This window comes from Streptomyces sp. NPDC006294 (assembly GCF_042870895.1).
Lineage (GTDB): Bacteria > Actinomycetota > Actinomycetes > Streptomycetales > Streptomycetaceae > Streptomyces.
Genome location: NZ_JBIAHV010000007.1, coordinates 303,267 through 325,952, shown reverse-complemented (window position 1 = coordinate 325,952; position 22,686 = coordinate 303,267). Strand labels below are relative to the sequence as shown.

21 protein-coding genes and 2 tRNA genes are annotated in these 22,686 nt (G+C 71.4%); 8 read left to right on the top strand and 15 right to left on the bottom strand.

Features of this window, described 5'->3' with window-relative positions:
• Nucleotides 1-98 precede the first annotated feature (98 nt).
• From ACFYOP_RS15075 to ACFYOP_RS15050, 6 genes are all read right to left on the bottom strand, one after another.
• A complete protein-coding gene (locus ACFYOP_RS15075; RefSeq protein ID WP_388451592.1) occupies nt 99-1,355 on the bottom strand; it encodes a metal-dependent phosphohydrolase in 1,257 nt (418 codons plus the stop codon).
• Between the two features lie 49 nt (nt 1,356-1,404).
• Nucleotides 1,405-2,820 (bottom strand): HD-GYP domain-containing protein, encoded by a 1,416-nt coding sequence (locus tag ACFYOP_RS15070; protein WP_356892261.1) that lies wholly within the window; start codon nt 2,818-2,820, stop codon nt 1,405-1,407.
• Nucleotides 2,821-3,015: 195 nt separating this feature from the next.
• Nucleotides 3,016-3,312, bottom strand: coding sequence for a mycothiol system anti-sigma-R factor (rsrA, locus tag ACFYOP_RS15065; protein ID WP_356892263.1), 297 nt, complete (start codon nt 3,310-3,312; stop codon nt 3,016-3,018).
• The gene (locus ACFYOP_RS15060) at nt 3,309-3,974 is read right to left on the bottom strand and encodes a sigma-70 family RNA polymerase sigma factor (protein ID WP_356892564.1); all 666 of its coding nucleotides are present in this window, start codon (nt 3,972-3,974) and stop codon (nt 3,309-3,311) included. The genes rsrA and ACFYOP_RS15060 overlap by 4 nt, the downstream gene beginning before the upstream one ends.
• A gap of 248 nt (nt 3,975-4,222) precedes the next feature.
• Nucleotides 4,223-4,858 carry an alpha/beta family hydrolase gene (locus ACFYOP_RS15055; protein ID WP_356892265.1) on the bottom strand — a complete coding sequence of 212 codons (636 nt, stop codon included), beginning with the start codon at nt 4,856-4,858 and terminating at the stop codon, nt 4,223-4,225.
• 230 nt (nt 4,859-5,088) lie between these two features.
• Nucleotides 5,089-5,904, bottom strand: coding sequence for an SOS response-associated peptidase (locus ACFYOP_RS15050; RefSeq protein WP_356892267.1), 816 nt, complete (start codon nt 5,902-5,904; stop codon nt 5,089-5,091).
• 50 nt (nt 5,905-5,954) lie between these two features.
• On the opposite strand from ACFYOP_RS15050, the gene ACFYOP_RS15045 reads away from it, so the two are divergent.
• The 4 genes from ACFYOP_RS15045 (at nt 5,955) to ACFYOP_RS15030 (ending at nt 9,597) form a co-directional block, all read left to right on the top strand.
• Nucleotides 5,955-6,689: a M50 family metallopeptidase gene (locus ACFYOP_RS15045; RefSeq protein WP_356892269.1), complete on the top strand. Its 735-nt coding sequence runs from the start codon at nt 5,955-5,957 to the stop codon at nt 6,687-6,689.
• Between the two features lie 96 nt (nt 6,690-6,785).
• On the top strand, nt 6,786-8,147 hold the full coding sequence (aroA, locus tag ACFYOP_RS15040) for a 3-phosphoshikimate 1-carboxyvinyltransferase (RefSeq protein WP_356892271.1): 1,362 nt from the start codon (nt 6,786-6,788) through the stop codon (nt 8,145-8,147).
• Nucleotides 8,148-8,151: 4 nt separating this feature from the next.
• A complete protein-coding gene (gene rsgA, locus ACFYOP_RS15035; protein ID WP_356892273.1) occupies nt 8,152-9,165 on the top strand; it encodes a ribosome small subunit-dependent GTPase A in 1,014 nt (337 codons plus the stop codon).
• Between the two features lie 108 nt (nt 9,166-9,273).
• On the top strand, nt 9,274-9,597 hold the full coding sequence (locus ACFYOP_RS15030) for a multidrug efflux SMR transporter (RefSeq protein WP_356892275.1): 324 nt from the start codon (nt 9,274-9,276) through the stop codon (nt 9,595-9,597).
• Here the strand turns inward: ACFYOP_RS15030 and ACFYOP_RS15025 are convergent.
• Nucleotides 9,563-10,279, bottom strand: coding sequence for a TetR/AcrR family transcriptional regulator (locus ACFYOP_RS15025; protein ID WP_356892277.1), 717 nt, complete (start codon nt 10,277-10,279; stop codon nt 9,563-9,565). The two genes, ACFYOP_RS15030 and ACFYOP_RS15025, sit on opposite strands and share 35 nt — an antisense overlap.
• A gap of 140 nt (nt 10,280-10,419) precedes the next feature.
• Between ACFYOP_RS15025 and hisN the strand changes: the two genes are divergently transcribed.
• Together hisN and ACFYOP_RS15015 are read left to right on the top strand one after the other, a co-directional pair.
• Nucleotides 10,420-11,220 (top strand): histidinol-phosphatase, encoded by an 801-nt coding sequence (gene hisN / locus ACFYOP_RS15020; protein ID WP_356892279.1) that lies wholly within the window; start codon nt 10,420-10,422, stop codon nt 11,218-11,220.
• Nucleotides 11,221-11,476: 256 nt separating this feature from the next.
• On the top strand, nt 11,477-11,872 hold the full coding sequence (locus tag ACFYOP_RS15015; protein WP_356892281.1) for a CBS domain-containing protein: 396 nt from the start codon (nt 11,477-11,479) through the stop codon (nt 11,870-11,872).
• A 118-nt stretch (nt 11,873-11,990) separates the two neighbouring features.
• Here ACFYOP_RS15015 and ACFYOP_RS15010 read toward each other — a convergent pair whose 3' ends face one another.
• Nucleotides 11,991-13,442: a catalase gene (locus ACFYOP_RS15010; protein WP_356892566.1), complete on the bottom strand. Its 1,452-nt coding sequence runs from the start codon at nt 13,440-13,442 to the stop codon at nt 11,991-11,993.
• Between the two features lie 160 nt (nt 13,443-13,602).
• Between ACFYOP_RS15010 and ACFYOP_RS15005 the strand changes: the two genes are divergently transcribed.
• Complete coding sequence (locus ACFYOP_RS15005; protein WP_356892283.1) at nt 13,603-14,019, top strand: Fur family transcriptional regulator; 417 nt, start codon at nt 13,603-13,605, stop codon at nt 14,017-14,019.
• Nucleotides 14,020-14,144: 125 nt separating this feature from the next.
• On the opposite strand, the gene ACFYOP_RS15000 is transcribed toward ACFYOP_RS15005, so the two are convergent.
• From ACFYOP_RS15000 to ACFYOP_RS14985, 4 genes are all read right to left on the bottom strand, one after another.
• A tRNA-Met gene (locus ACFYOP_RS15000) sits at nt 14,145-14,218 on the bottom strand.
• Nucleotides 14,219-14,263: 45 nt separating this feature from the next.
• Complete coding sequence (locus ACFYOP_RS14995) at nt 14,264-16,450, bottom strand: sel1 repeat family protein (protein ID WP_356892285.1); 2,187 nt, start codon at nt 16,448-16,450, stop codon at nt 14,264-14,266.
• A gap of 204 nt (nt 16,451-16,654) precedes the next feature.
• Nucleotides 16,655-16,728: transfer RNA gene (locus ACFYOP_RS14990), tRNA-Met, on the bottom strand.
• 42 nt (nt 16,729-16,770) lie between these two features.
• On the bottom strand, nt 16,771-19,740 hold the full coding sequence (locus tag ACFYOP_RS14985; RefSeq protein WP_356892568.1) for a UPF0182 family protein: 2,970 nt from the start codon (nt 19,738-19,740) through the stop codon (nt 16,771-16,773).
• Nucleotides 19,741-19,876: 136 nt separating this feature from the next.
• On the opposite strand from ACFYOP_RS14985, the gene ACFYOP_RS14980 reads away from it, so the two are divergent.
• Nucleotides 19,877-20,434 carry a PPA1309 family protein gene (locus ACFYOP_RS14980; RefSeq protein ID WP_356892287.1) on the top strand — a complete coding sequence of 186 codons (558 nt, stop codon included), beginning with the start codon at nt 19,877-19,879 and terminating at the stop codon, nt 20,432-20,434.
• A gap of 100 nt (nt 20,435-20,534) precedes the next feature.
• On the opposite strand, the gene ACFYOP_RS14975 is transcribed toward ACFYOP_RS14980, so the two are convergent.
• The 3 genes from ACFYOP_RS14975 to ACFYOP_RS14965 all read right to left on the bottom strand — a co-directional run bounded on the left by ACFYOP_RS14975 (nt 20,535) and on the right by ACFYOP_RS14965 (nt 22,584).
• Nucleotides 20,535-21,623 (bottom strand): PDZ domain-containing protein, encoded by a 1,089-nt coding sequence (locus ACFYOP_RS14975; protein ID WP_356892289.1) that lies wholly within the window; start codon nt 21,621-21,623, stop codon nt 20,535-20,537.
• Nucleotides 21,624-21,724: 101 nt separating this feature from the next.
• Nucleotides 21,725-21,907, bottom strand: a complete 183-nt coding sequence (locus ACFYOP_RS14970; RefSeq protein WP_356892291.1) for a hypothetical protein — start codon at nt 21,905-21,907, stop codon at nt 21,725-21,727.
• A 218-nt stretch (nt 21,908-22,125) separates the two neighbouring features.
• A complete protein-coding gene (locus ACFYOP_RS14965; RefSeq protein ID WP_356892293.1) occupies nt 22,126-22,584 on the bottom strand; it encodes a molybdenum cofactor biosynthesis protein MoaE in 459 nt (152 codons plus the stop codon).
• Nucleotides 22,585-22,686: the final 102 nt, after the last annotated feature.

The window sequence follows — 22,686 nt, the reverse complement described above, 5'->3', positions numbered from 1 at the left end:
TGTGACTGCTTCTTGCCTTCTTTCGCATCCAACCATGCCCGGTCGCAGGCTCGCTCATTACCCATGGGTTACCCCGATGGGACAAGGGTCAGACCGCCTCAGGCCAGCACTCTGGCAAGCACTCTGGCCAAGGATTCGACCACCTCGGGCTGGTAGTCGCGCCCCGTGCCCAGCCGCAGCTGTTCCAGCGCGGTCAGAGCTCCCCCCGCTCCTGCTCCGCTTCCCCCCGCCAGGTCGTCGTATGCGTTCACGGCACGGACGATCCTGGCGGCGAGCGGCTGCTCACGGTACGGGTCGGCCTGCTGCTCCACGACGGCGGCGACGGCCGCCGGGACCCCGGTCTGCCGGACCACCGCGCCGCCGAGCAGGGCGATCCGGCGCTGCTCGGCGGCCGGCAGCGAGGAGGTGGCGCCCTCGGGCACGGGGTCGACGAGGGACAGCTGTCCGATGTCGTGCATCAGCGCCGCGTGCTCCAGCAGGGTCAGCTCGGGCCCGGACAGGCCCATCTCGCGCCCGACGGCCGTGCTGAGCGCCGCGACCCGGTGGGCGTGGCCGGGCCGGGTGTAGCCGGCGACCTCGGTGGCGCGGGCGAGTGAGGCGATCGTCTGCCCGTAGGTGGCCCGCACGGCCACGTACCGCCGGAGCGACAGCTGGGTCAGCAGCAGCGGCACGCAGAACACCGGCAGCGCCCACAGCCCGGCTACGGCCACGGCGAGGGCCATGACCGCACCGGTCGCGCAGACCGCGGAGCCGATCCCCAGCAGCGCCCGCAGTTCGTCGCGGAGCAGCGGCCCGAAGGGATGGCCGGTGTGGGCGCGCAGCAGGACGGCGGCCAGCACGGCGTCGCACAGCGCGGTCAGCACGAGCAGCACCAGCAGGAAGAGGGCGTAACCGGGTCCGTGGCCGAGCTGTAGCTCCAACTCACCGGACCCGTAGAGCGGTTGGAAGCACACGGCGGCGAACCCGACGGTCAGCACCCGTCGCGCCACATGGTCGAGCGCCGGTCCCCGGCCCCGGGCGACCTGCGGCACGGCTCCCACGAGCGCCCCGGCGACGACGACGGCCACGACCTGGAAGGCCCCGTGCCCGGTCGGCTCCCCCGCGCTGTCGCCGAGCAGGGCGTACGCCAGCGCGCCCGCGGCGCCCAGCGGCGCGGGCTCCCTGCCGCCCGCCCCGGTGAGCAGGGGGGACTCCCCCGGTCTCGGCACGGCCCCCCACCGGGCGAGCTCCCCGACGGCGATGAACAGGCCGAAGGCGAGGGCGTTCCCGGGCTGCGCCACACCGTGGGTCACCACCCACACGAGTGCGGCCGCGGTCACGGCGGCGGCGGCCCCGTGGACGGCAGTGACGACCACGGAGGGCCGGCGCGCCCGGGGGCCGTGCGACGCCGCGGACGCGGGCCGCTCACCCTGTCCGTAACTGATGCGAAGCCCCTGTCCCTGTCCCCGGCGCCTCGGGGGTGCGTGGCGGCCCCAGGGGCGCCGCCGTCTCGTCCGAGGTCACCGATGTCTGCCAGCCGTGCCGTTCCAGGGCGCGCACCAGGGCGCGCACCATCAGGGGGTCGAACTGCGCGCCCGCGCACCGCTCCAGCTCCGCGAGGGCGACCGGCACCGGCCGCGCACGCCGGTAGGAGCGGGTGGACGTCATCGCGTCGAACGCGTCCGCCACCGCCACCACCCGCGCGAACTCGGGGATCTGGGTGCCGACCAGCCCGTACGGGTAGCCGCTGCCGTCCATGCGTTCGTGATGGTGCAGGATCGCGCCCCGCGCCTCCCCGAGGAAGCCGATGCCGCGCACCATCTCGTGCCCGTACTCGGGATGCAGCTCGATCACCCGCCGCTCCTCGGGCGTCAGCGGCCCGTCCTTGCGCAGCACCCTCGTCGGCACGCCGAGCTTGCCCACGTCGTGCAGGATGCCGGCGAACCGGACGACCTCGAGACGCTCCTCCGCCATGCCCAGCTCGCGGGCGATCAGCGCGGAGGCCCGGCCGACGCGCTCGCTGTGCCCGCGCGTGTACCGGTCCTTGATGTCGACGGCCTGCACCAGCGCGCGGATCGTCGCCTGATGGGCGGCCCGCTCGCGGTGGTACTGGGCGAAGATCCAGCAGGAGATGTACATCGGCAGCAGCACCAGCAGCGCGGACAGCGGCCCGTACGGACTCCCCCACAGCACCGCCATCATCAGCCCGGCCAGGCCGTGCACGCAGTACGGCGCCGGAGAGGCGGAGAACCCGCGCCGCACCGTGCGCAGCGTGCCCCGCGGGCGGGGCACCGGCTCCGCGGTGGCGCGGATGCCGCCGTCGAGGACGGTCAGCAGCAGACAGAAGGCGAGCGCCCCGCCGAGCGCCGGCACCAGTGCGTACGGGAAGTCCGGTGCGCCGGGCGTCCGTTCACCGCCGAGCAGCAGATACGCGTGGGCGGCCGCCCAGGTCCCGAGGGCCAGCCGGGCCGCGCGCCAGACCCGCCGGGCGCCGGCCGGCGGGCGGTCCACCCGGCCGAGCAGCGCGCCGGGCACCGGCACCAGCGCGGCGGCGGCGGGCGGCAGCAGGAACGCGGCGGCCAGCAGCACCGGAAAGAAGGTGCCCGCCCCCACCGGGGCCGGGTCGTCGCGGCCGCGGTCCGGGGCCGCGCGCCGAGCGAGCGCGGGAAGTTCGCATCCGGCGTACAGGACCGCGAGCAGCAGGACGCTCGCCCAGGGCACGGCGGCGTCCGCGGCGACCGGAAGGAGGGGCGGGACGGCGGCGACAGGGGTGGCTGCGGCGGCGGCGCACAGGACGGCGGCGGCGATGTAGCCGCGTGCCGCCGCAGGTATGGCCGTCACTTCTCGCACCCCCTTCGCAACCCGCCCGAAGCAGCGCCACGCTAGCGAGTGGGAAGGTGGGAGGGGCGCGTACGGCGCGCATTCGCACGTACGGGTGAACCGCGGGCCGAACACCGGTCCATCGCCGGCCCAACGCGAAGGGTGCGCCGCGTTGTCGCGGCGCACCCCTGATGCGCGTACCGGTGTGGCCGGGCCCTACTCCTGGGCCGTCGCCACGTCCTTGTCGGGCACGGTCTGACCCGAACGGATCAGATCGATACGGCCCATGACCTTGGCCCGCAGGTCGCTGGGCACGTCGTCCTGCCCGCAGCACCGCTTGACCAGCTTCTTCACCGCCTGCTCGAGGCCGTACTTCTCCAGGCAGGGGGAGCACTCCTCGAAGTGCACCTCGAACTTGGTGCAGTCGCTGTCGGGCATCTCGTGGTCGAGGAACTCGTAGAGATGGTCCAAGACCTCTGAGCAGTCCGTCTCGTGCGGCTCTCCGCAGCTCATGAGCCCGAGCCTTTCGCGTCGTTCGACTCCCCCGCACCGGCCGGGACGAGCCCGCGCTCGCGGGCGTAGTCCTCCAACATGCCGCGCAGCTGGCGGCGGCCGCGGTGCAGACGGGACATCACCGTACCGATGGGTGTTCCCATGATGTCCGCGATCTCCTTGTACGCAAAGCCCTCTACATCGGCGAGGTAGACGGCAATCCGGAATTCCTCCGGGATCGCCTGCAGGGCCTGCTTGACGTCCGAGTCAGGCAGATGGTCGAGGGCCTGGGACTCCGCGGAGCGCAGCCCCGTCGACATGTGCGACTCGGCGCGCGCGAGCTGCCAGTCCTCGATCTCCTCCGCCGCACTGCGCTGGGGCTCGCGCTGCTTCTTGCGGTAGGAGTTGATGAAGGTGTTCGTGAGAATCCGGTACATCCACGCCTTGAGGTTGGTGCCCTCGCGGAACTGGTGGAACGATCCGTACGCCTTCGCGTACGTCTCCTGCACAAGATCCTCGGCATCGGCGGGATTGCGCGTCATGCGCAGCGCTGCCGAGTACATCTGGTCCAGGTAGCCCAGCGCGTCCCGCTCGAAGCGGGCGTTGCGCTCGACAGCCGTCTCCTCGGACTTCTGCGCCTGACCGTCATCGGTCCCTGCGTCGGTCCCAGTGACCGGACCCACCTCCTCCAACGCTGTGACGGGACCGAATTCGGACCCGCTGGAATCGGAGAATAGTCGACCATGCTGCGCCGGGCCCTGCCGATTACCGTCGTCCACCGCAGAAACCGGCCGGTTCTTGCCCTGCGACAGCACCGTCCAGTCCAGCCCGTCGGTGCGGTCGGCTGTCGGGCAGAAGGTCGTACCCATGCGGCGGACTCCCTACTCCAAGCTCTGTACTGACATCCGCCACAACAGCAGGGCCCCGCGTCTCATTCCCGGAACGCGGCGATCCACCGGGTCACCGCGTCCGTGATGGTGACGAGCGTCTCCTTCTCACTGACCCCGGCGCGCTTCGGCACCGCGAACCCGTGGTCCCCGTACGCCACTTCCACCAGCTCGTAGTCCCCGGCGGGGAACTCCGCCGGCTTGCCGAACGGGTCGTTGCCGCCCTGCACGACGAGCGTCGGCACGCCGGCGCCGAGGAGTTCGGCGGCGCGGGACTTCTCGGGCCGGCCGGGCGGGTGCAGCGGAAAGCTCAGCGCGAGCACCCCGGCCGCACCGAGTTCGGCCGCGGTCCGGCAGGCCACCCGCGCACCGGCGCTGCGGCCACCGGCCACGACGGGCAGGCCCTCCTTGGTCAGCGCCGGCCAGAGTCCGCGCCAGGCGGCGTCCAGGGTCCGGGGCGCGGGGGCGACCTTCTTCCCCGCGACGCGCCAGGGCTGCTCCACGAGGGCGACGCTGACGCCGTGCGCGGGCAGCGCCCGCGCGACCGCCTGCAGATCCCGCGCCTCGACGCCCCCGCCGGCCCCGTGCCCGAGCGCCACCACGAGACGGGCTCGCGCGGCGCGGAACCAGGTGACGCGGGCGTCGCCGGCGTCGAGGGCGACGATCTCTTTCCGCTCCATGGGGGCGTTTTCCCCACCCCGCCCCTTCCCGTAACCGGGGCAGGCCCCGGACCCCGGTACCACGCTCCGCGCGGTGGCCTGCATCGCCGGCCGGGCTGGGGCAGCCTCGCCGGCGTTTGAGGCGCGGGTCCGGGCAGAGCCCGGTTGAGGGAAGGTGGGGGTCCCCCCCCGGCCGCCAGGCCGCAGGGGGAGGGTGAGGGACAAGCCCCGCGCAGCGGCCACCCCGCCCGTCAGAACAGCGTCGCCTCTTCCGGCCCCGCCAGTTCCTCCAGCAGCTCCGGCCCGTTGTTCCGCACGTTGCTCACCGCCGTCGGCACCGCGTACGCCCGCATCAGCCCACCCGGCGGCGGCTCCAGCAGCGACCGCAGCTCGTCCGGGTCGGTCCGGGACGGGTCCAGCCAGGCGTCCCAGCGGTCCGGCGTCAGCATCAGCGGCATCCGGGGGTGGATGTCCGCCAGCGAATGGGGCCCCTGCGCGGGGGCGACGCCCAGCGGCCCGCTCTCCGCCTCCGTCGTGATCACGGAGCACGTCACCCACCACGCCTGCGGATGGTCGTCCGGCAGCGTGCGGTCGCGCCAGAACTCGTACAGCCCCGCCATCGCGAACACGGACCCGTCCGCGGGCGACACGAAGTACGGCTGCTTCCGCGGCCGCTTCTTCTTGCCCTCGACCTCGAGCTCCCGCTCGCCCGCGCCGGTCACCCACTCGTAATAGCCGTCGGCGGGCAGGATGCAGCGCCGGGTGAGGAAGGACCGGCGGAAGGCCGGCTTCTCGTGCACCGTCTCCGCCCGCGCGTTGATCATCCGTGCCGCGCCCTCCGGGGTCTTCGCCCACGACGGCACCAGCCCCCACTTCAGCGTGCGCAGCTGGCGAACCGGGGAGCTGTCGGCGGCGTCTTTGACAGGACGCTCGAGAACCGCGTGCACCTCCTTCGTGGGCGCCACGTTCCAGTCGGGTGCCAGGGTCTCCTCCGGCTCCCATTTCTCGACCTCGAAGATGTCCACGAGATCCTCGGGTCCACGACTCGCTGCATACCGTCCGCACATAAGTGCCACACTGCCACTTCCGTACGCCGTCCGAGGGAGCCACCCGCGAAATGGTCATCACACATACCGGCGCGGCGAGCGCGCCGCTCACCGATCTGTGGGATCGCGTCTTCGGCACCCAGACCGCTCCCGAGCCGTGGCTCGTCGCCGTCACCGGCCTCGTGTCGCTGGCCGCCGTCATGCCGAACGTCCTCTGGCGGCTGACGCGCAACGCCGTGACGATCGCCCACGAGGGCGGCCACGGGATCGTCGCCCTGGTCACGGGCCGGCAGCTGCAGGGCATCCGGCTCCACTCGGACACCAGCGGTCTGACCGTCAGCCGGGGCAGACCGACCGGCATCGGCATGATCCTCACCGCCTCCGCGGGCTACACCGCCGCGCCGCTGCTCGGCCTGGGCGGCGCCTGGCTGCTGGCCGCGCACCACATCACGCTGCTGCTGTGGCTGGCGACGGCGCTGCTGCTGGCGCTGCTGGTCATGGTCCGCAACGCGTACGGGGTGCTGACGGTGACGGTCACCGGCGCGGCGTTCCTGCTGGTCTCCTGGCTGACGGGACCAGACGTCCAAGCCGTCTTCGCGTACACGGCCGTGTGGTTCATGCTGCTGGGCGGCGTACGGCCGGTGTTCGAGCTGCAGTCCAAGCGGCGGCACGGCGGTGCTCCCGACTCGGACGCCGACCAGCTCGCCCGCCTCACCCATGTGCCACCGGCGATCTGGCTGTTCTTCTTCCACGCGGTGTCGCTCTGCTCGCTGATCGGCGGCGGTCGCTGGCTGCTGGGGCTCTGAGCCGGGCGCCCGCCCCGTACCACCGTCGCGGGCGGCCCCGTCTCACCATGTTTCGATCAAGATCTGGGCCCCCGCAGAGCCACTAAAGTGTTGGCCATGACCGAAAGCGCCGTGCATCCCGCCCTCTGGCCCGCCCCCCTCGCGACCGGAGCCGTCGAAGCGACGGTCACCGTGCCCGGTTCGAAATCCGTGACGAACCGCGCACTGGTCCTGGCGGCACTCGCCTCCGAGCCCGGCTGGCTGCGCCGCCCGCTGCGCTCGCGCGACACCCTGCTGATGTCCGCGGCGCTCCAGGCGATGGGCGTGGGCATCGAGGAGACCGTCTCCTCCAGCACCGAGGGCGGCGGCCCGGCCGACGAGGCCGCCGGCGCGGGCGAGGCCTGGCGTGTCATCCCGTCCGGCCTGCACGGCCCGGCGACCGTCGACGTGGGCAACGCGGGCACCGTGATGCGCTTCCTGCCCCCGGTCGCCGCCCTCGCCGACGGCCCGATCCGCTTCGACGGCGATCCGCGTTCGTACGAACGGCCGCTGAACGGCGTCATCGACGCGCTGCGCACCCTCGGCGCCCGGATCGACGACGACGGCCGCGGCGCGCTTCCGCTGACCGTGCACGGCGGCGGCGCCCTGGAGGGCGGCCCGGTGCGGATCGACGCCTCGTCGTCGTCGCAGTTCGTCTCCGCGCTGCTGCTGTCCGCCCCGCGTTTCAACCAGGGGGTCGAGGTGCGGCACGTCGGCGGCCGGCTGCCGTCCATGCCCCACATCCGGATGACGGTCGACATGCTGCGCGCCGTGGGTGCGCAGGTCGACGAGCCGGAGACCGGCGGCGAGCCCGACGTCTGGCGGGTCTCGCACAGCGCGCTGCTCGGCCGCGACCTGACCATCGAGCCCGACCTGTCGAACGCCCAGCCGTTCCTGGCGGCGGCGCTGGTCACCGGCGGCCGGGTGACGATCCCCGACTGGCCCGAGCGGACCACTCAGCCCGGTGACGCGCTGCGCGAGATCTTCACCGAGATGGGCGGTTCCTGCGAGCTGACGACGACGCCGAACGGCACGGCGCTGGTCTTCACCGGCAGCGGACGCATCCACGGCATCGACGTCGACCTCGGCGAGGTCGGTGAGCTGACCCCCGGCATCGCGGCCGTCGCGGCGCTCGCCGACTCCCCGTCGACACTGCGCGGCGTGGCGCATCTGCGGCTGCACGAGACGGACCGGCTGGCGGCCCTCACCAAGGAGATCAACGAGCTCGGCGGCGACGTCACCGAGACGGAGGACGGCCTCCACATCCGCCCGCGCCCGCTGCACGGCGGCGTCTTCCGCACCTACGACGACCACCGGATGGCCACGGCGGGTTCGATCATCGGTCTCGCGGTCAAGGACGTGCAGATCGAGAACGTGGCGACGACGGCCAAGACACTGCCCGACTTCCCGCAGATGTGGGCCGAAATGCTCGGGGTCTGACGTCATGCGGCGTTACGGCAAGAACACCGACGAGGACGACATCCGCTCGCGCCCGAACCGCAAGGGCAACCGGCCGCGCACCAACATCCGTCCCAAGCACGAGGACGCCCTGGAGGGCACGGTCCTCACCGTCGACCGCGGCAGGCTGACCTGCCTCGTCGGGGACCGGATCGTGATGGCGATGAAGGCCCGAGAGCTGGGCCGCAAGGCGGCCGTCGTCGGTGACCGGGTCGGCATCGTCGGCGACCTCTCCGGTGAAAAGGACACCCTCGCGAGGATCGTCCGCATCGCGCCGAGGACGTCCGTGCTGCGCCGTACGGCCGACGACGACGATCCGTTCGAGCGGGTCGTGGTCGCCAACGCCGACCAGCTCGCCATCGTCACCGCGCTCGCCGATCCCGAGCCGCGCCCGCGGCTGATCGACCGCTGCCTGGTCGCCGCGTACGACGGCGGGCTGGAACCGCTTCTGGTGCTGACCAAGTCGGACCTCGCCTCGCCGGACGAGCTGCTGGACATGTACGGGGCGCTCGGCGTCCCCCATGTGGTCACCACCCGCGAGGAGTTCGTCGACGGTCTGGCCGCGGACCGGGTCCGGGAGTATCTGGTCGGCCGTACGACCGCCTTCGTCGGGCACTCCGGCGTCGGAAAGACGACTCTGGTCAACGCCCTGGTGCCGAAGGAGAGGCGGCGCACCACCGGCGTCGTCAACGCGGTGACGGGGCGCGGCCGGCACACCACCACCTCGGCCCTCGCCCTGCCGCTCGCGGACGAGAAGGGCGGCTGGGTGATCGACACGCCCGGCCTGCGTTCCTTCGGACTGCACCATGTCGACCCGTCCCGGGTCATCAACGCGTTCCCGGACCTGGTGCCGGGCACGGAGGGCTGCCCGCGGGCCTGCAGTCACGACGAGCCGGACTGCGCGCTGGACGCGTGGGTGGCAGAGGGCCACGCCGATCCCGCGCGGCTCTATTCGCTGCGGCGGCTGCTCGCCACCCGCGAGCGACGCGAAGGTGACTGAGGCATCCGCGTTTGACGCCCATGACTCCTGGTAAGTGCATAATCGCACCAAGTCGGACCAGTTCCCGACCAGGCAGTTCGTCGGCACTACGCGGGAGGCCCAGAACCAATGGCGTGGCTGCTGGTGGTGGTTGCGGGACTTCTCGAAACGGGCTTCGCCGTCTGTCTCAAACTGTCGCACGGCTTCACCCGGCTGTGGCCGACGGTCGCCTTCGCCGCGTTCGCGCTGGGCAGTTTCGGGCTGCTGACCCTGTCGCTGAAGAAGCTCGACGTGGGCCCGGCGTACGCCGTGTGGACGGGGATCGGCGCCGCCGGCACCGCCATCTACGGAATGGTCTTCCTCGACGACCTGGTCTCCGTCCTGAAGATCGTCTCGATCACGCTGGTGATCGTCGGCGTCATCGGTCTCCAGCTCTCGGGCTCCTCGCAGTGACGTCCTCGCCCACCGCCGCCCGCACGAGTTGGGCGACGCTGCCGCCGGCGGGCGCGACGACATAGGAGAGTGCGAGCCGCACGGCGAGCTCGCAGCGCTGCGGAAGGTCGGCCGTCTCCTCGGCCTGCTCTTCCGTCCCACCGGGGCGCGCAGCGGCTTCCGTCGCGTGCGGGCGCCCGGCTGCGCCTCCCGGCCATCCGTGCCCGGTCTTGTGCCGCCGGCCGCGCCGAGCAGTCAGCGAGCGCTCGCGCACGGCGGCGACGAGGTCGGCCGGCACGGGCAGTTTCGCCTCGGCGCGGCGCTGCGCCGGCACTCTGGCGGACACGGCCTCGCCCCCGGCCGGTCCCGGTGCGGGCAGCCGGTCTCCCCAGCAACCGGTGAGCAGGGCCCGCAACAGCGGTCGCGTCCGCGCCTCGACGACGGTCCATTCGGCGACGGACACGAGCCGGTCGGCCGCTCCCGCGCTCTGCCCCATCAGCCGTTCCACGCCGCGCAGATACGCGTCGGCCTCGCGGCGGACGAGGGCGCGGCCCAGGCCCTCCTTGCTGCCGAACTCGTTGTAGAGCGTCTGGCGCGAGACGCCCGCGGCGGCTGCGACGTCGACCATCCGCACCCCCGACCAGGGCAGGTCGCCGAGGGCCGCGAGAGCGGCGTTCAGCAGTGACTCCCGCGCTGCAGGCATGCAGGTCGCCTCCCCGGCCGAGCAACTCCGGTCACAGAGTTGACGCGCCTCGTGCCCCTGTCAATAGACCCGGCGGGCCCTCCGGAGGGGCCCCGGCGGCCGCCCGGGAGGGAGCGGGCCTGCACCGATAGAGTGGCGACATGCCCGACTACCACGATGATCTGCGCCTCGCCCACGTCCTCGCGGACGCCGCCGACGCCACCACCATGGAGCGGTTCAAGGCTCTGGACCTCAAGGTCGAGACGAAGCCCGACATGACTCCGGTGAGCGAGGCCGACAAGGCGGCGGAGGAGCTGATCCGCGGGCATCTGCAACGGGCACGGCCGCGCGACGCGATCCTCGGCGAGGAGTACGGCATCGAGGGCACCGGTCCCCGCCGCTGGGTGGTCGACCCCATCGACGGCACCAAGAACTATGTGCGCGGCGTGCCGGTGTGGGCGACGCTGATCTCGCTGATGGAGGCGGGCGAGGGCGGCTACCAGCCGGTGGTGGGCGTGGTCTCCGCCCCGGCGCTCGGCCGGCGCTGGTGGGCGGCGAAGGGCGCGGGCGCGTTCACGGGCCGCAGCCTCACCTCCGCGAGCCGACTGCGGGTCTCGAAGGTGGAGCGCATCCGGGACGCCTCGTTCGCCTACTCGTCGCTGACGGGCTGGGAGGCCCAGGGCCGGCTGGACGGCTTCATGGATCTGACGCGGGCGGTCTGGCGCACCCGGGGATACGGCGACTTCTGGCCGTACATGATGGTCGCGGAAGGCTCGGTGGACATCTGCGCCGAACCGGAGCTGTCCCTGTGGGACATGGCGGCTCCGGCGATCGTGGTCAAGGAGGCGGGCGGCTCGTTCACCGGCCTCGACGGACAGGACGGACCGCACAGCGGCAATGCCGCGGCTTCGAACGGACTCCTCCACCACGAGTTGCTGGGCTATCTCAACCAGCGGTACTGAGCAACCTCGACGGCTGCGGTCACCAGGGCTCCGGCCTCCACGGCTCCGTCCCTCCATGACTGCGGCTACGGCGGCTCCGCCGCGTCCGCCCCGCCGAGGGCGCACGCCGGAGCTTTCTGCGGCAGGCGACGGATCGACGAGTCCGCGCACGCCCTCTTGCTGCCCTGTCGCAGGACTGCGACTCTGAGAGTCCCCCCACTTGTGAACTTGTGAATCGGTTCTCGAACGGCCGATCACCAAGGAGGTGGCTCCATTCATGCTCGTCCGTGACGCCATGAGCACCGTGGTCCTCACCATCGGACCCGCACACACACTCCGCCAGGCGGCCCGTCTGATGGCCGCGCGCCGCGTGGGCGCGGCCGTCGTCCTCGACTCCGACGCGAGCCTCGGCATCCTCACCGAACGGGACATCCTGAACTCGGTGGGCCTGGGACAGGACCCCGACCTGGAGACCGCCGGCACCCACACCACCACCGACGTCGTCTTCGCCGCGGCTTCCTGGACCCTGGACGAGGCGGCGGGGGCCATGGCGCACGGCGGCTTCCGCCATCTGATCGTGATGGACGACGGCGGACCGGTCGGCGTCGTCTCCGTCCGCGACATCATCCGCTGCTGGGTGCCGGCCAGGCATCAGGTGACGACGGTCGCCTGACCTCCGGGGCACACGGCCGCACGAACTCCCGGGCGCACGGCGGCTTTCGGACAGGCGGAAGGGGCCGGCCCCCCTGGACAGAGATCCGGCCCCTTCTTCTACGGCAGGCGGTACCCGGTCAGCCGCGAAGGGCCTGGACCGCGGCCTCGAGCCGCTTGCCGAAGTCACCGTCGGCCCGACGGAAGTTGCTGATCGCGCGCTCGGCGATGTCGTCGCGGGTGACGCCGGAGAGGGCGCCCGCGAGGTTGTCGACGAGGCGCTGCTTCTCGTCCTCCGACATCAGGCGGTAGAGGTTGCCCGCCTGGACGAAGTCGTCGTCCTCGGCATGGCGCGGCGTGGACTGCTCGCCGGTCTCGCCGGTGACGGCGAGCGGCTGCCACAGCGCACGGTCCGTCTGGTGCGGGCCGCCGAAGCTGTTCGGCTCGTAGTTCTTCGCGCCCTTGTGGCGGCCGTCGTAGAGGAAGCCGTCACGGGAGTTGGTGCGCGCCTCGGTGGCGTGCGGCCGGTTCACCGGCAGGTGGTCGGCGTTGATGCCGACGCGGTAGCGGTGGGCGTCGCCGTAGGCGAAGAGGCGGCCCTGCAGCATCTTGTCCGGGGACGGGCCGATGCCGGGCACGAAGTGGGCCGGGCTGAAGACGGACTGCTCGACCTCGGCGAAGATGTTCTCCGGGTTCCGGTTCAGCTCCAGCTTGCCGAACTCGATGACCGGGTAGTCCGCGTGCGGCCACACCTTGGTCAGGTCGAACGGGTTGAAGCGGTAGTTCGCCGCCTCCGCGACCGGCATGATCTGCACACCGACGGTCCACGACGGGAAGTCGCCGCGCTCGATGGCCTCGCGCAGGTCGCGCTGGTGCGAGTCGGGGTCCTTGCCGGCCAGTTCCTCGGCCTCCGCGGCGGTGAGGTTCTTGATGCCCTGGTCGGTCTTGAAGTGGTACTTGACCCAGAAGGCCTCGCCGGCCTCGTTGTTCCACTGGTACGTGTGGGAGCCGAAGCCGTCCATGTGGCGGTAGGAGGCCGGTATGCCCCGGTCGCCGAACAGCCAGGTCACCTGGTGGGTCGACTCCGGACTCAGCCCCCAGAAGTCGAAGACGTTGTCCGCCTCCTGCGACCCGGTGTACGGGTCGCGCTTCTGGGTGTGGATGAAGTCGGGGAACTTGATGGCGTCCCGGATGAAGAACACCGGGGTGTTGTTGCCGACGAGGTCGTAGTTGCCCTCTTCGGTGTAGAACTTCAGCGCGAAGCCGCGGGGGTCACGGACCGCGTCGGCCGCACCGAGGTTGCCTGCGACGGTAGAGAAGCGCAGGAACGTCTCGGTCTGCTTGCCGACCTCGGAGAGGAACTTGGCGCGGGTGTACGCGGTCACGTCGGCCGTCACCGTGAAGGTGCCGTAGGCCCCGGCGCCGCGTGCGTGGACGACACGCTCCGGGATGCGCTCGCGGTTGAAGTGCGCGAGCTTCTCGAGCAGGAGCTGGTCCTGGACGAGCACCGGCCCGCCGACGCCCGCGGTCTCGCTGTTCTGATTGTCGGCGACCGGAGCCCCGGCCTCCGTGGTGAGCGGTCCCTGCGTCACGTGCGCCTCCTGCGTCATGTACTGCCCAGTCATGTCTCGGCACTTCCCTGCCCTTGGCCAGTGCCGGTCTCGATCCTACAATGGACATTGTCTAAGTCAAGCGAGCATCCAAAGTCACACCCGTTCGGGACTGCGTCCCTCCCACTGTTAGGCTGGCCCTATGAGTGACCTTCTGGATCGACTTCGCGGACGCGGCTGGCGGATGACCGCACAGCGGCGTGTCGTGGCCGAGGTCCTCGACGGCGACCATGTCCATATGACCGCCGACGAGGTGCACGCCCGTGCGGTGGAGCGGCTGCCGGAGATCTCCCGGGCGACCGTCTACAACACCCTGGGCGAGCTGGTGAACCTCGGGGAGGTCCTCGAGGTGTCGACCGACCGCCGCGCCAAGCGGTACGACCCGAACGCGCACCGCCCGCACCAGCACCTGGTCTGCGCCCGCTGCGGCGCCGTCCGCGACGTGCACCCGGTGGGCGATCCGCTCGCCGACCTGCCGGACACGGAGCGCTTCGGCTTCACGATCTCCGACGTCGAAGTGACCTACCGCGGCACCTGCCCGAACTGCGCCGCCGGCTAGCGCACCCGTACGACGAAGCAGGCCCCCGGACGCTCGAGTGTCCGGGGGCCTGCTTCGTGATGCGCGCCGATGGGTCCACACACGCCGAAGGCCCGGATCCTATAAGAATCCGGGCCTTCTATCAGTAGCGGGGACAGGATTTGAACCTGCGACCTCTGGGTTATGAGCCCAGCGAGCTACCGAGCTGCTCCACCCCGCGGCGATGAACACAACATTACGTCACGCCGCCGACCAGCGCAAATCACTATGCGGTGAGCTCCTGGAGCAGTGCCTCGCGCAGCCGGGCGGCCCGCTCGGCCACCTCCGCGGGACCGAGTTCGACGGCCCTCGCGCACCACCGCTGCCCCTCGGCCAGTTCGCCCCTGCGGGCCGCGAGCAGCGCGAGACGCAGCGCCGCCCGGCCGTGCCCCGCCCGTGCGGCACGGGTCCACCACAGCGACGCCTCGCGCTCACTGCCCTCGCGGGCGAGCAGCAACCCCAGATTGAACGCACCGCTGCGGCTGCCCGTCTCGGCTGCCTCCCGGTACCAGCGGGCGGCCTCTGCCATGTCGCCGCGCGCGGCGGCCAGCATGCCGACCCGCACCTGGGCCCGGCGGTGCCCCTGCTCGGCGGCCCGCTCGTACCACTCCTCGCACTCGTCCTTCGCCGCCACCGGCTCCCCGAGCGCCGGAGGTCCGGGCGGCGGACGGCGGGAGTCCAGCACGGTGGCGAGCCGGAACGCCGCCTCCGCGCTGCCGCCGCCCGCGGCGCAGCGCAGATGGCGCTCGGCGCTCTGCTCGTCGCCGTCGCGCAGCAGGGCGATGCCGACCTGGAGCGCCGCCTCCGTGTGCCCGGCCGCGGCGGCCCGCTCGTACCAGGCCAGGGCCGTACGGTCGTCGTCCCGGCCGGCGTGCAGGATGCCCAGATTGAAGGCCGCGTCGACGCTTCCGGCCTCGGCCGCCTTGGAGAACCACGGCTCGGCGCCCACGGCGTCGCCGGCCTGCAGCAGCAGAACGGCCAGCGCGTTGGCGGCCTCGCGGTGTCCGGCGTAGGCGGCCCGGCGGTACCACTGCTCGGCCTGGGCCGTACGGTCCTGGGCGGCGCAGAGCAGCCCGAGGTTGTACGCGCCGTTGACGTCGCCCGCGTCCATGGCGGCGCGGTACCAGCGCTCCGCCGTCTGCTGCTCGCCGCGTGCGGCGTGCAGCGCGCCGAGGGCGTTGGCCGCGTTGCCGTCGCCCTCCTGTGCGGCGCGCAGCCACCACACGGCGGCGCTCTCCTCGTCACCCGCGTCGCGCAGCAGGAAACCGAGCGCGCAGGCGGCACGCGCCTCGCCGTCCTTGGCGGCGGTGAGGTACCAGCGGCCCGCCTCCTTGAGCTCGCCGCGCTTCTCGAGGATCGCCCCCAGGTGCAGGGCGGCCCGCCGGTGACCGCGCGCGGCGGACTGCCGGTACCACTGGGCGGCCTCGTCGAGCAGGGCGCGGCCGGGCCCGCCGTCCGTGCCGGTTCCCTGCTCGCCGGCCCCGCCCGTACGGGCCCTGCGTCCCGCTCTGCCCGTGCCGCCTCCGGTACCGGCGGCCTCGTCGCCGCCGGGGGCCCGGTTCGCGTCCTCCGCGTCCGCGAGCGCGCGCAGCGCGGCGTCCGTCTGCCAGAGCCCGCCCGGCCTCGCGGAGTCGCCCTGACGGGCGGCGGCCGGGGCGGTGCGTGCGCCGGGCTCGCCGGCCCGGGCAGGGGCGGCGGGGCGTCGCTCGGGGGCAGCGGTGGTCCGGGCGCCGGAGGCGGGGCGGACCAGCCGGTCCAGCCCGTCGCTCTTGCGGCACTCCTCCAGCGCACGGCGCTCCAGGGCGCGGGCGAGCCGGTACGCCGCCTCGCGGTGGCCCTGTTCGGCGGCCATGCGCAGCCAGCGCTCGGCGTCCTTGTCGCTGCGGTGCTCCAGCAGGTCGGCGAGGGCGTAGGCGCCCAGAGCGTGGCCCTGCTCCGCCGACTGGCGCAGCCAGTACTCGGCGGCGGGCTCGTCGCCGCGCTCGCGGAAGTGACGCCCCAGGGCGTGCGCGGCGGCCGCGGAACCGGCCACGGCGGCGATCCGCCACCAGCCGGCCGCCTCCTCCGCGTAACCGCGCTGGTGGAGCAGCACGCCGAGATTGTTGGCCGCGGCACGGTCACCGTCCGCGGTCGCGCCCCGCAGATACGGCTCCGCGGCGTCCAGGTCCCCGCGGCGCAGCAGCAGCGCGCCGAGGACGCTCATGGCCGCCGTGTCCCCGGCGTCGGCGGCGCTCCGGTGACGCGCCTCCGCGCCGGCGGTCTCCAGCGCGTCGGTGTTGTCGTCGTCGGTCTGGTCATTGCTGTGACGGTCGGCGCCGACCACCGCGTCGATCGCGTCCGCCACGTCCCCGGCATGCGGCTGCACAAACCGCCCTGTCTCCAACAGAGTTGCCCTGTCCCCCATAAATTCCATCGTCGCACCACCTGCAACCCGCGTACACCTGGTATACCGCAGCCAGTGAGGTCACTTCAGCGTTTTGTCGACATGCCCACAGAGAGATAAGTCAAACACGAACGGCCCCAACTCACGGCCCGCGGCACGCACTTCGGGACGGGAAAGAAGGGGGCAACACGAAGAGGGCCCGGATCCTGGAAGGATCCGGGCCCTCTTCTTCAGTAGCGGGGACAGGATTTGAACCTGCGACCTCTGGGTTATGAGCCCAGCGAGCTACCGAGCTGCTCCACCCCGCGTCGTTGTGTTGCAACCGTACCACGACGCGGGATGGTGCCTGGTCACTCGCCTGGCGGAGCCCCTCCGTCCGGCTCGGCGTCAGGTTTCGCGCCAGGCTTGGCATCCGGCTTGGCGTCGGACTCGGCGCCCGGCGCGGACTCCGGCGGGGCCTTCTGCGCGTCGGCGGCGCGCTTCAGCGCGGCCTCCAGGTCGGCCTGCGCCTTGCCGTAGGCGGCCCAGTCCGTCGGCTCCTTCTCGAGGGCGGCCCTGGCGTCGTCGTACGCCTTCTGGGCGTCCGCGATGGCCTTCTTGAGGGCGGCGTCCCCGGTGGCCGGGGGCTCGGTCGGGTCGCCCGGCGGCTCGGCCGGGTCGGTCGGCGGCGTCTCCTCGTCCGGAGCGCCCTCCTCCCCGAAGACCTGACTGAGGGCGCCGGCGAGGTCGTCGGCGAAGCCGATCTTCTGCCCGTAGACGACCGCCACCTTGCTCAGCAGCGGGAACTCGGAGCCCCGGCCCTGGGCGTAGATGGGCTCGACGTACAGGAAGCCGCTGTCGAGCGGAACGGTCAGCAGGTTGCCGTACTTGATCGTCGAGTCCGCGCCCTTGAGGTCACGGACGTACGTGGCGATCGGACCATGGCGGTTGAGCCGGCTCTGGACCTGTTCGGGGCCGTCGACGTTGTCGTCGGTCACCCGCAACAGCTCGATCTTGCCGTAGTCGTCGCTCTTGGCGTCCGCGTCGACCGCCATGAAGGCCCGGAGGTTGGGCCGTCCGCTGGGGGTGAACGTGGTCGTCAGCGAGAACTGCTGGGCCTTGTCACCCGGCAGCTTCATCGACAGGTAGTACGGCGGCACCGCGTTGCTGTCCGACTTCGTCGGGTCGTTCGGCACCTGCCAGGCGTCACTCGCGTTGTAGAACTGGTCCGCGTCGGTGACGTGGTAGAGGGCGAGCAGCTCACGCTGGACCTTGAACATGTCCTGCGGGTACCGCAGGTGATCCTGCAGCGCGTCCGGGATGTCGGCCTTGTCCTTGACCGTGCCCGGGAACGCCTTTTTCCAGGTCTTCAGCACCGGGTCGTTCTCGTCCCACTCGTACAGCGTGACGGTGCCGTCGAAGGAGTCGACGGTTGCCTTCACCGAGTTGCGGATGTAGTTGACCTGGTTCTGCTGCGCGACCACCGCGCGCTGACGGTCGGTCAGCGAGTCGGCCGTGGTGTCGCCCAGCGTCGTCCGCGAGGCGTACGGGTAGCCGTTGGTGGTGGTGTAGGCGTCGACGACCCACTGGATCCGCTTGCCGATCACGGCCGGGTACGCGTCGCCGTCGATGGTCAGCCACGGGGCGACCGCCTCGACGCGCTGCTTCGGCGTGCGGTTGTAGAGAATCTTGGAACCGTCGCCGATGGCTCCCGAGTACATGATCTGCGGCTCGCTGAAGGCGACGGCGTAGGCGGCGCGGTTGAGCGGGCCGGAGACGTCGATGCCGCCCTTGCCCTTGTAGCTCGTGGTGACCTGGCCGCCGCCGTCCTGCTCGTAGTCCAGCTCCTTCTGGGGGCCGCCCACGATCGAGTACTGCGTGGTCTTCTCGCCGTAGTAGATCCGCTGCTCGTAGTCCCCGAGCATGCCCTTGGTCGGCAGACCGGACTCGGTGAACGCCGGCGAGCCGCTGGTGCCCTCCGCGGTCGCGGTGCCCTTGGCGCTGACGGCGCCGAAGCCGTGGGTGTACGTGAAGTGGTCGTTGATCCAGTTGCGCTTGTCGACCCCGGCGAGGTTGAGCTCACGCAGACCGATGATCGTGTCCTGGCCGGCGTACCGGTCGACGTCCAGGGTGGACGGGAACTGGTAGTACTTCCGCTCCTGCTCCAGCTGCTGGAACGTCGGCGAGACGATGTTCGGGTCGTTGATGCGGTAGCTGGCGGCGGCGTCGGCGTTCTTCCGCTGCTGCGCCGGGTTCTTGACCTCGCCGCGGCCCGTGTAGTCCCCGGGCTTCACCGCGTCGATGCCGTAGGCCTTGCGTGTCGCCTCGATGTTCTTCTCGATGTACGGCGCTTCCTTGGCCTGCTCGTTCGGCTGGACCTGGAACTTCTGCACGATCGCCGGGTACAGCCCGCCGATCAGGATCGCCGACAGGACCATCAGACCGAAGCCGATCACCGGCAGCTGCCAGGTGCGGCGCCACAGCGTCGCGAAGAAGAGCAGCGCGCAGATGACGGCGATGCAGAACAGGATCGTCTTCGCCGGCAGATACGCGTTGGCGTCGACGTAGCGCAGGCCCGTCCAGTTGTCGGTCGCCTTGAAGTCGCTCGACTTCACCGCGAGGCCGTACCGGTCCAGCCAGTACGCCACGGCCTTCAGGGCGACGAACAGGCCCAGCAGCACCGACAGATGGCCGGTGGCCGCGGCGGTCGCGCGGGCGCCCGGGCTGGTGATGCGCAGCCCGCCGTACAGGTAGTGGGTCAGCGCGGCGGCGATCAGCGACAGCACGATGGCCGCGAAGCCGAAGCCGAGCATGAACCGGTACCACGGCAGGTCGAACGCGAAGAACGACACGTCCATGCCGAACTGCGGGTCCTTCTGACCGAAGGACACACCGTTCACCCACATGAGCCAGGTCCGCCACTGGCCCGTGGCGGACGCTCCGGCGATCAGCCCGACGAGTGCGGTGATCGCGAGGAGCACCCACTTCTTGTACGGGGCGATGCTCATCCGGTAACGGTCGAGGCTCTGTTGTTCCAGCGACATCGCGCTGAGCGGCGGCCGCAGCCGGTGCGCCAGCCAGATGTTCACGCCGACGGCGGTCGCCATCAGCAGACCGAAGACGGCGAACAGGCCGATCTTGGTCCAGAGAGTCGTGGTGAAGACGGACGAGTAATCGACCGAGCGGTACCAGAGCCAGTCGGTCCAGAACCCGGAGAACATGACGAACACCATGGCCAGGACGGCCAAGGCGCCCAACGTCATGAGCAGGGTGCGGACACGCCGGGACGGCCGGCCCACTCTGATCCGTGGCCCTGTCGGGCCTCCGCCGCGGTCCGGCATCTGGAAAGCCAACGTGCGCCCCTCGAAGTTCGCGGTTGTGTGGAACGGGCCCCGCGATCGTAGAGCCCACCTATGCAACTTACTGAGGCTTTACCTAGTTCCCGTCGCGGGGCAGGAAGGAGGCAGGATATTGGGCATGCCCAACGTTTCCTCTTCCGGCCCCCCGATGGCCGCGACCCCACTCACCCGCGCCGTGCTCGAGATCGACGAGTACGCGGCCGGTCTCGGCTGGGATCAGCCGGCCCGGCTGTTCGCTCTCGTCGACACCGCTCAGCTGCGCTCCCAGGAACCGGGGCTGGCCTCACAGCTCGGCCTTGACACCGCCGAGCAGGCCGCGCCGCTCACCCCCGTCGAACAGGACGAGATCCCGGCCGGCACCCCACTGGACGAATTCCTCGGCACCATCGCATGGCCCGACGCGGTCGCCGGCTGCGCCCTCACCGTGGAGCGGCTGATGCTGCCGCCCTCGGCGGAGTCCGACGTACCGGTCGGTCTCGACGACACGGCCCTCACCAAGTGGGTGGCCGAGCACCCCGACCGCCAGGAGGTCCGGATGACCGTGGCCGTCCTGCGCGACGGCAGCAGGGAGTCCGCGCTGCGACTGCGCTCCAAGGACTCCCCGAACGAGGTGCTCACCGGCGCGGGCCTTGTTCCCGGCCTGGCCGAAGCCCTGCACGCGACCTTCGAGTCGTAGACGCGACTCCCAGGGCGACGCCGCGTCCCGATGGTCGGGGCGCGGCGTCGTGGCTCGCGCGTCCTGAGCCGGCGGCTCAGGAGAGCCTGCGGCCGGCGGGTCAGCTCGCCGAACAGCTCGGCAGCGCGGCGGTGTGGCCCGCCTCGATCTTCATCAGCGACGCCCGCGCGTCCTTGATGGTGTCCACCTTCACCAGCGTCAGCCCGTCCGGGGTGTCGGAGGCCGCGGCGGCGCAGTTGGCGCTCGGCGTGAGGAAGTACTCCGCACCCGCGTTGCGCGCGCCGACGAGCTTCATCTCGATGCCGCCGATCGGTCCGACCTTGCCGGCCTCGTCGATGGTGCCCGTACCGGCGACGAAGTTGCCGCCTGTCAACTCCCCGGCCGTGAGCTTGTCGACGATGCCGAGAGCGAACATCAGACCTGCGCTCGGGCCACCGACGTCCGCCAGATTGATGTCCACCTCGAACGGGAATGTGTGGTCGGTTCCGGCCTGGATCCCGACGATCGCCCGGCCGTCGTCCTCGGCCTTGACCGTCTCGACCGTGACCTTCGCGGTGTTCGCCGGCTCCTTGCCCGCCTTCTCCGCGGCGGCGGCCTCGTCGGCGGGCACGACGGTGAAGACGACCTCCTCACCGGGCTTGTGCTTCACGACGAGCTTCGCGACGTCCTCCGGCTGCTTGACCGGCGTCCCGTCGACGGCGCGGATCACGTCTCCCGCGTGCAGCCTGTTCTGCGACGGCGAGCCCTTGACGACGGAGGAGACGACGACGCGCGCCTTGACGGGGATCTTCAGCTCCCGCAGGGCGGCGACCTTGGCGCTCTCCTGCGACTGGCTGAACTCCTCGGCGTTCTCCTGCGTCGACTCCTCCTCCGTCTTCCCGTTCGGGTAGAGGGTGTCGTGCGGCACGACGACATAGTCGTGCGCCACCCAGCCGTAGACGGCCTCCAGAAGGTTCATCTGGTAATCGGCGCCGGTGACCCGGACCGTCGTCATGTTCAGATGACCGGTCGTCGGGTAGGTCTCACGGCCGGAGATGTCGAGCACCGGCTCGCCGTCCGCGGTGCCGAGGGTGTTCACCGTGGGGCCGGGGGACATCTTCGAGTACGGCACGGTGAGGAACACGCCCGCGCAGAGCAGCGCAATGAAGATGAGCGTGGAGGCGAGCATCGTCGCGGTGCGGCGTGGCATGGAACGACAGTACGGGACATGCCTGTGGAAGCACCGTCGGGGCCGGTCCGTCCGGGGCTCTGAGCAGCGGCGCGGGACGGTCGGTCGGTTCGGTCAGTGTGTCAGGGACGCACGGCGTCGGTGCCGGAGGGGGAGGCGGCCCGCTCCATCGCGTCACGGAAACGGGCATAGCCGGCGAGCTCGGCGACATCACCGCTCGTACGGTTTCTGGACGCCCAGCCCGCCCATATCGCAGCACCGACAGCAGCGAACAGCGGAATCAGCAACCAGGCCAGAACTGCCATCGCGACCTCCCTACCCCATGAGCGAAAACACCGACTGATCAGCAGATTAGTCATCTGCCGCTTCAACGCTCACGGCAGGGGTGCGGTTACGCAAATCGGGCGGATGGGTACCGGTCGGGTTTTGGCGTCACCCCAACGGCACGGGCACCCGGCACGGCCGGATCAGCACGCGCGGACCCGCCCGCCCGTCGCCCGACCGCCACCCCTCAACGACAGCGCTACGCGCCGACCCACTCTTCTGCACCGTCCGAGAAACGCTGGTGCTTCCAGATCGGCACGTCGTGCTTGAGGTCGTCGATCAGCTTCCGGCAGGCCTCGAACGCCTCCCCCCGGTGCGGGCAGGACACGGCGACGACCACCGCGAGGTCACCGACCGCCAGGTCACCCACACGGTGGACGGCGGCCAGCGCCCGAACGGGGTACTCCGCGGCGACCTTCTCGGCGATCCGGCGCATCTCCGCCTCCGCCGTCGGGTGGCAGGAGTACCCGAGGGTGTCGACATCGGCGCCACCGTCGTGGTTGCGCACGGTGCCGACGAACAGCGCCGTGCCGCCCGCGGCGTCGTCGCCGACCGCCGTGAACACCTCGTCGAGGGACAGCGGCGTGTCCCGGATCGCCAGCAGACGGATCGGGTCCGTCGCCGCCTGCTCGCCTGGATGGTCGTACGTGCGTGCCATGACGTCCATCGTGCCGTACCGCACCGACAACGCGGAATAGCCCTTTCGACCGTTCGGGATCAATCCTCGTTGGAGCCTCCCACAAGCCCGGGCTCCGACCGG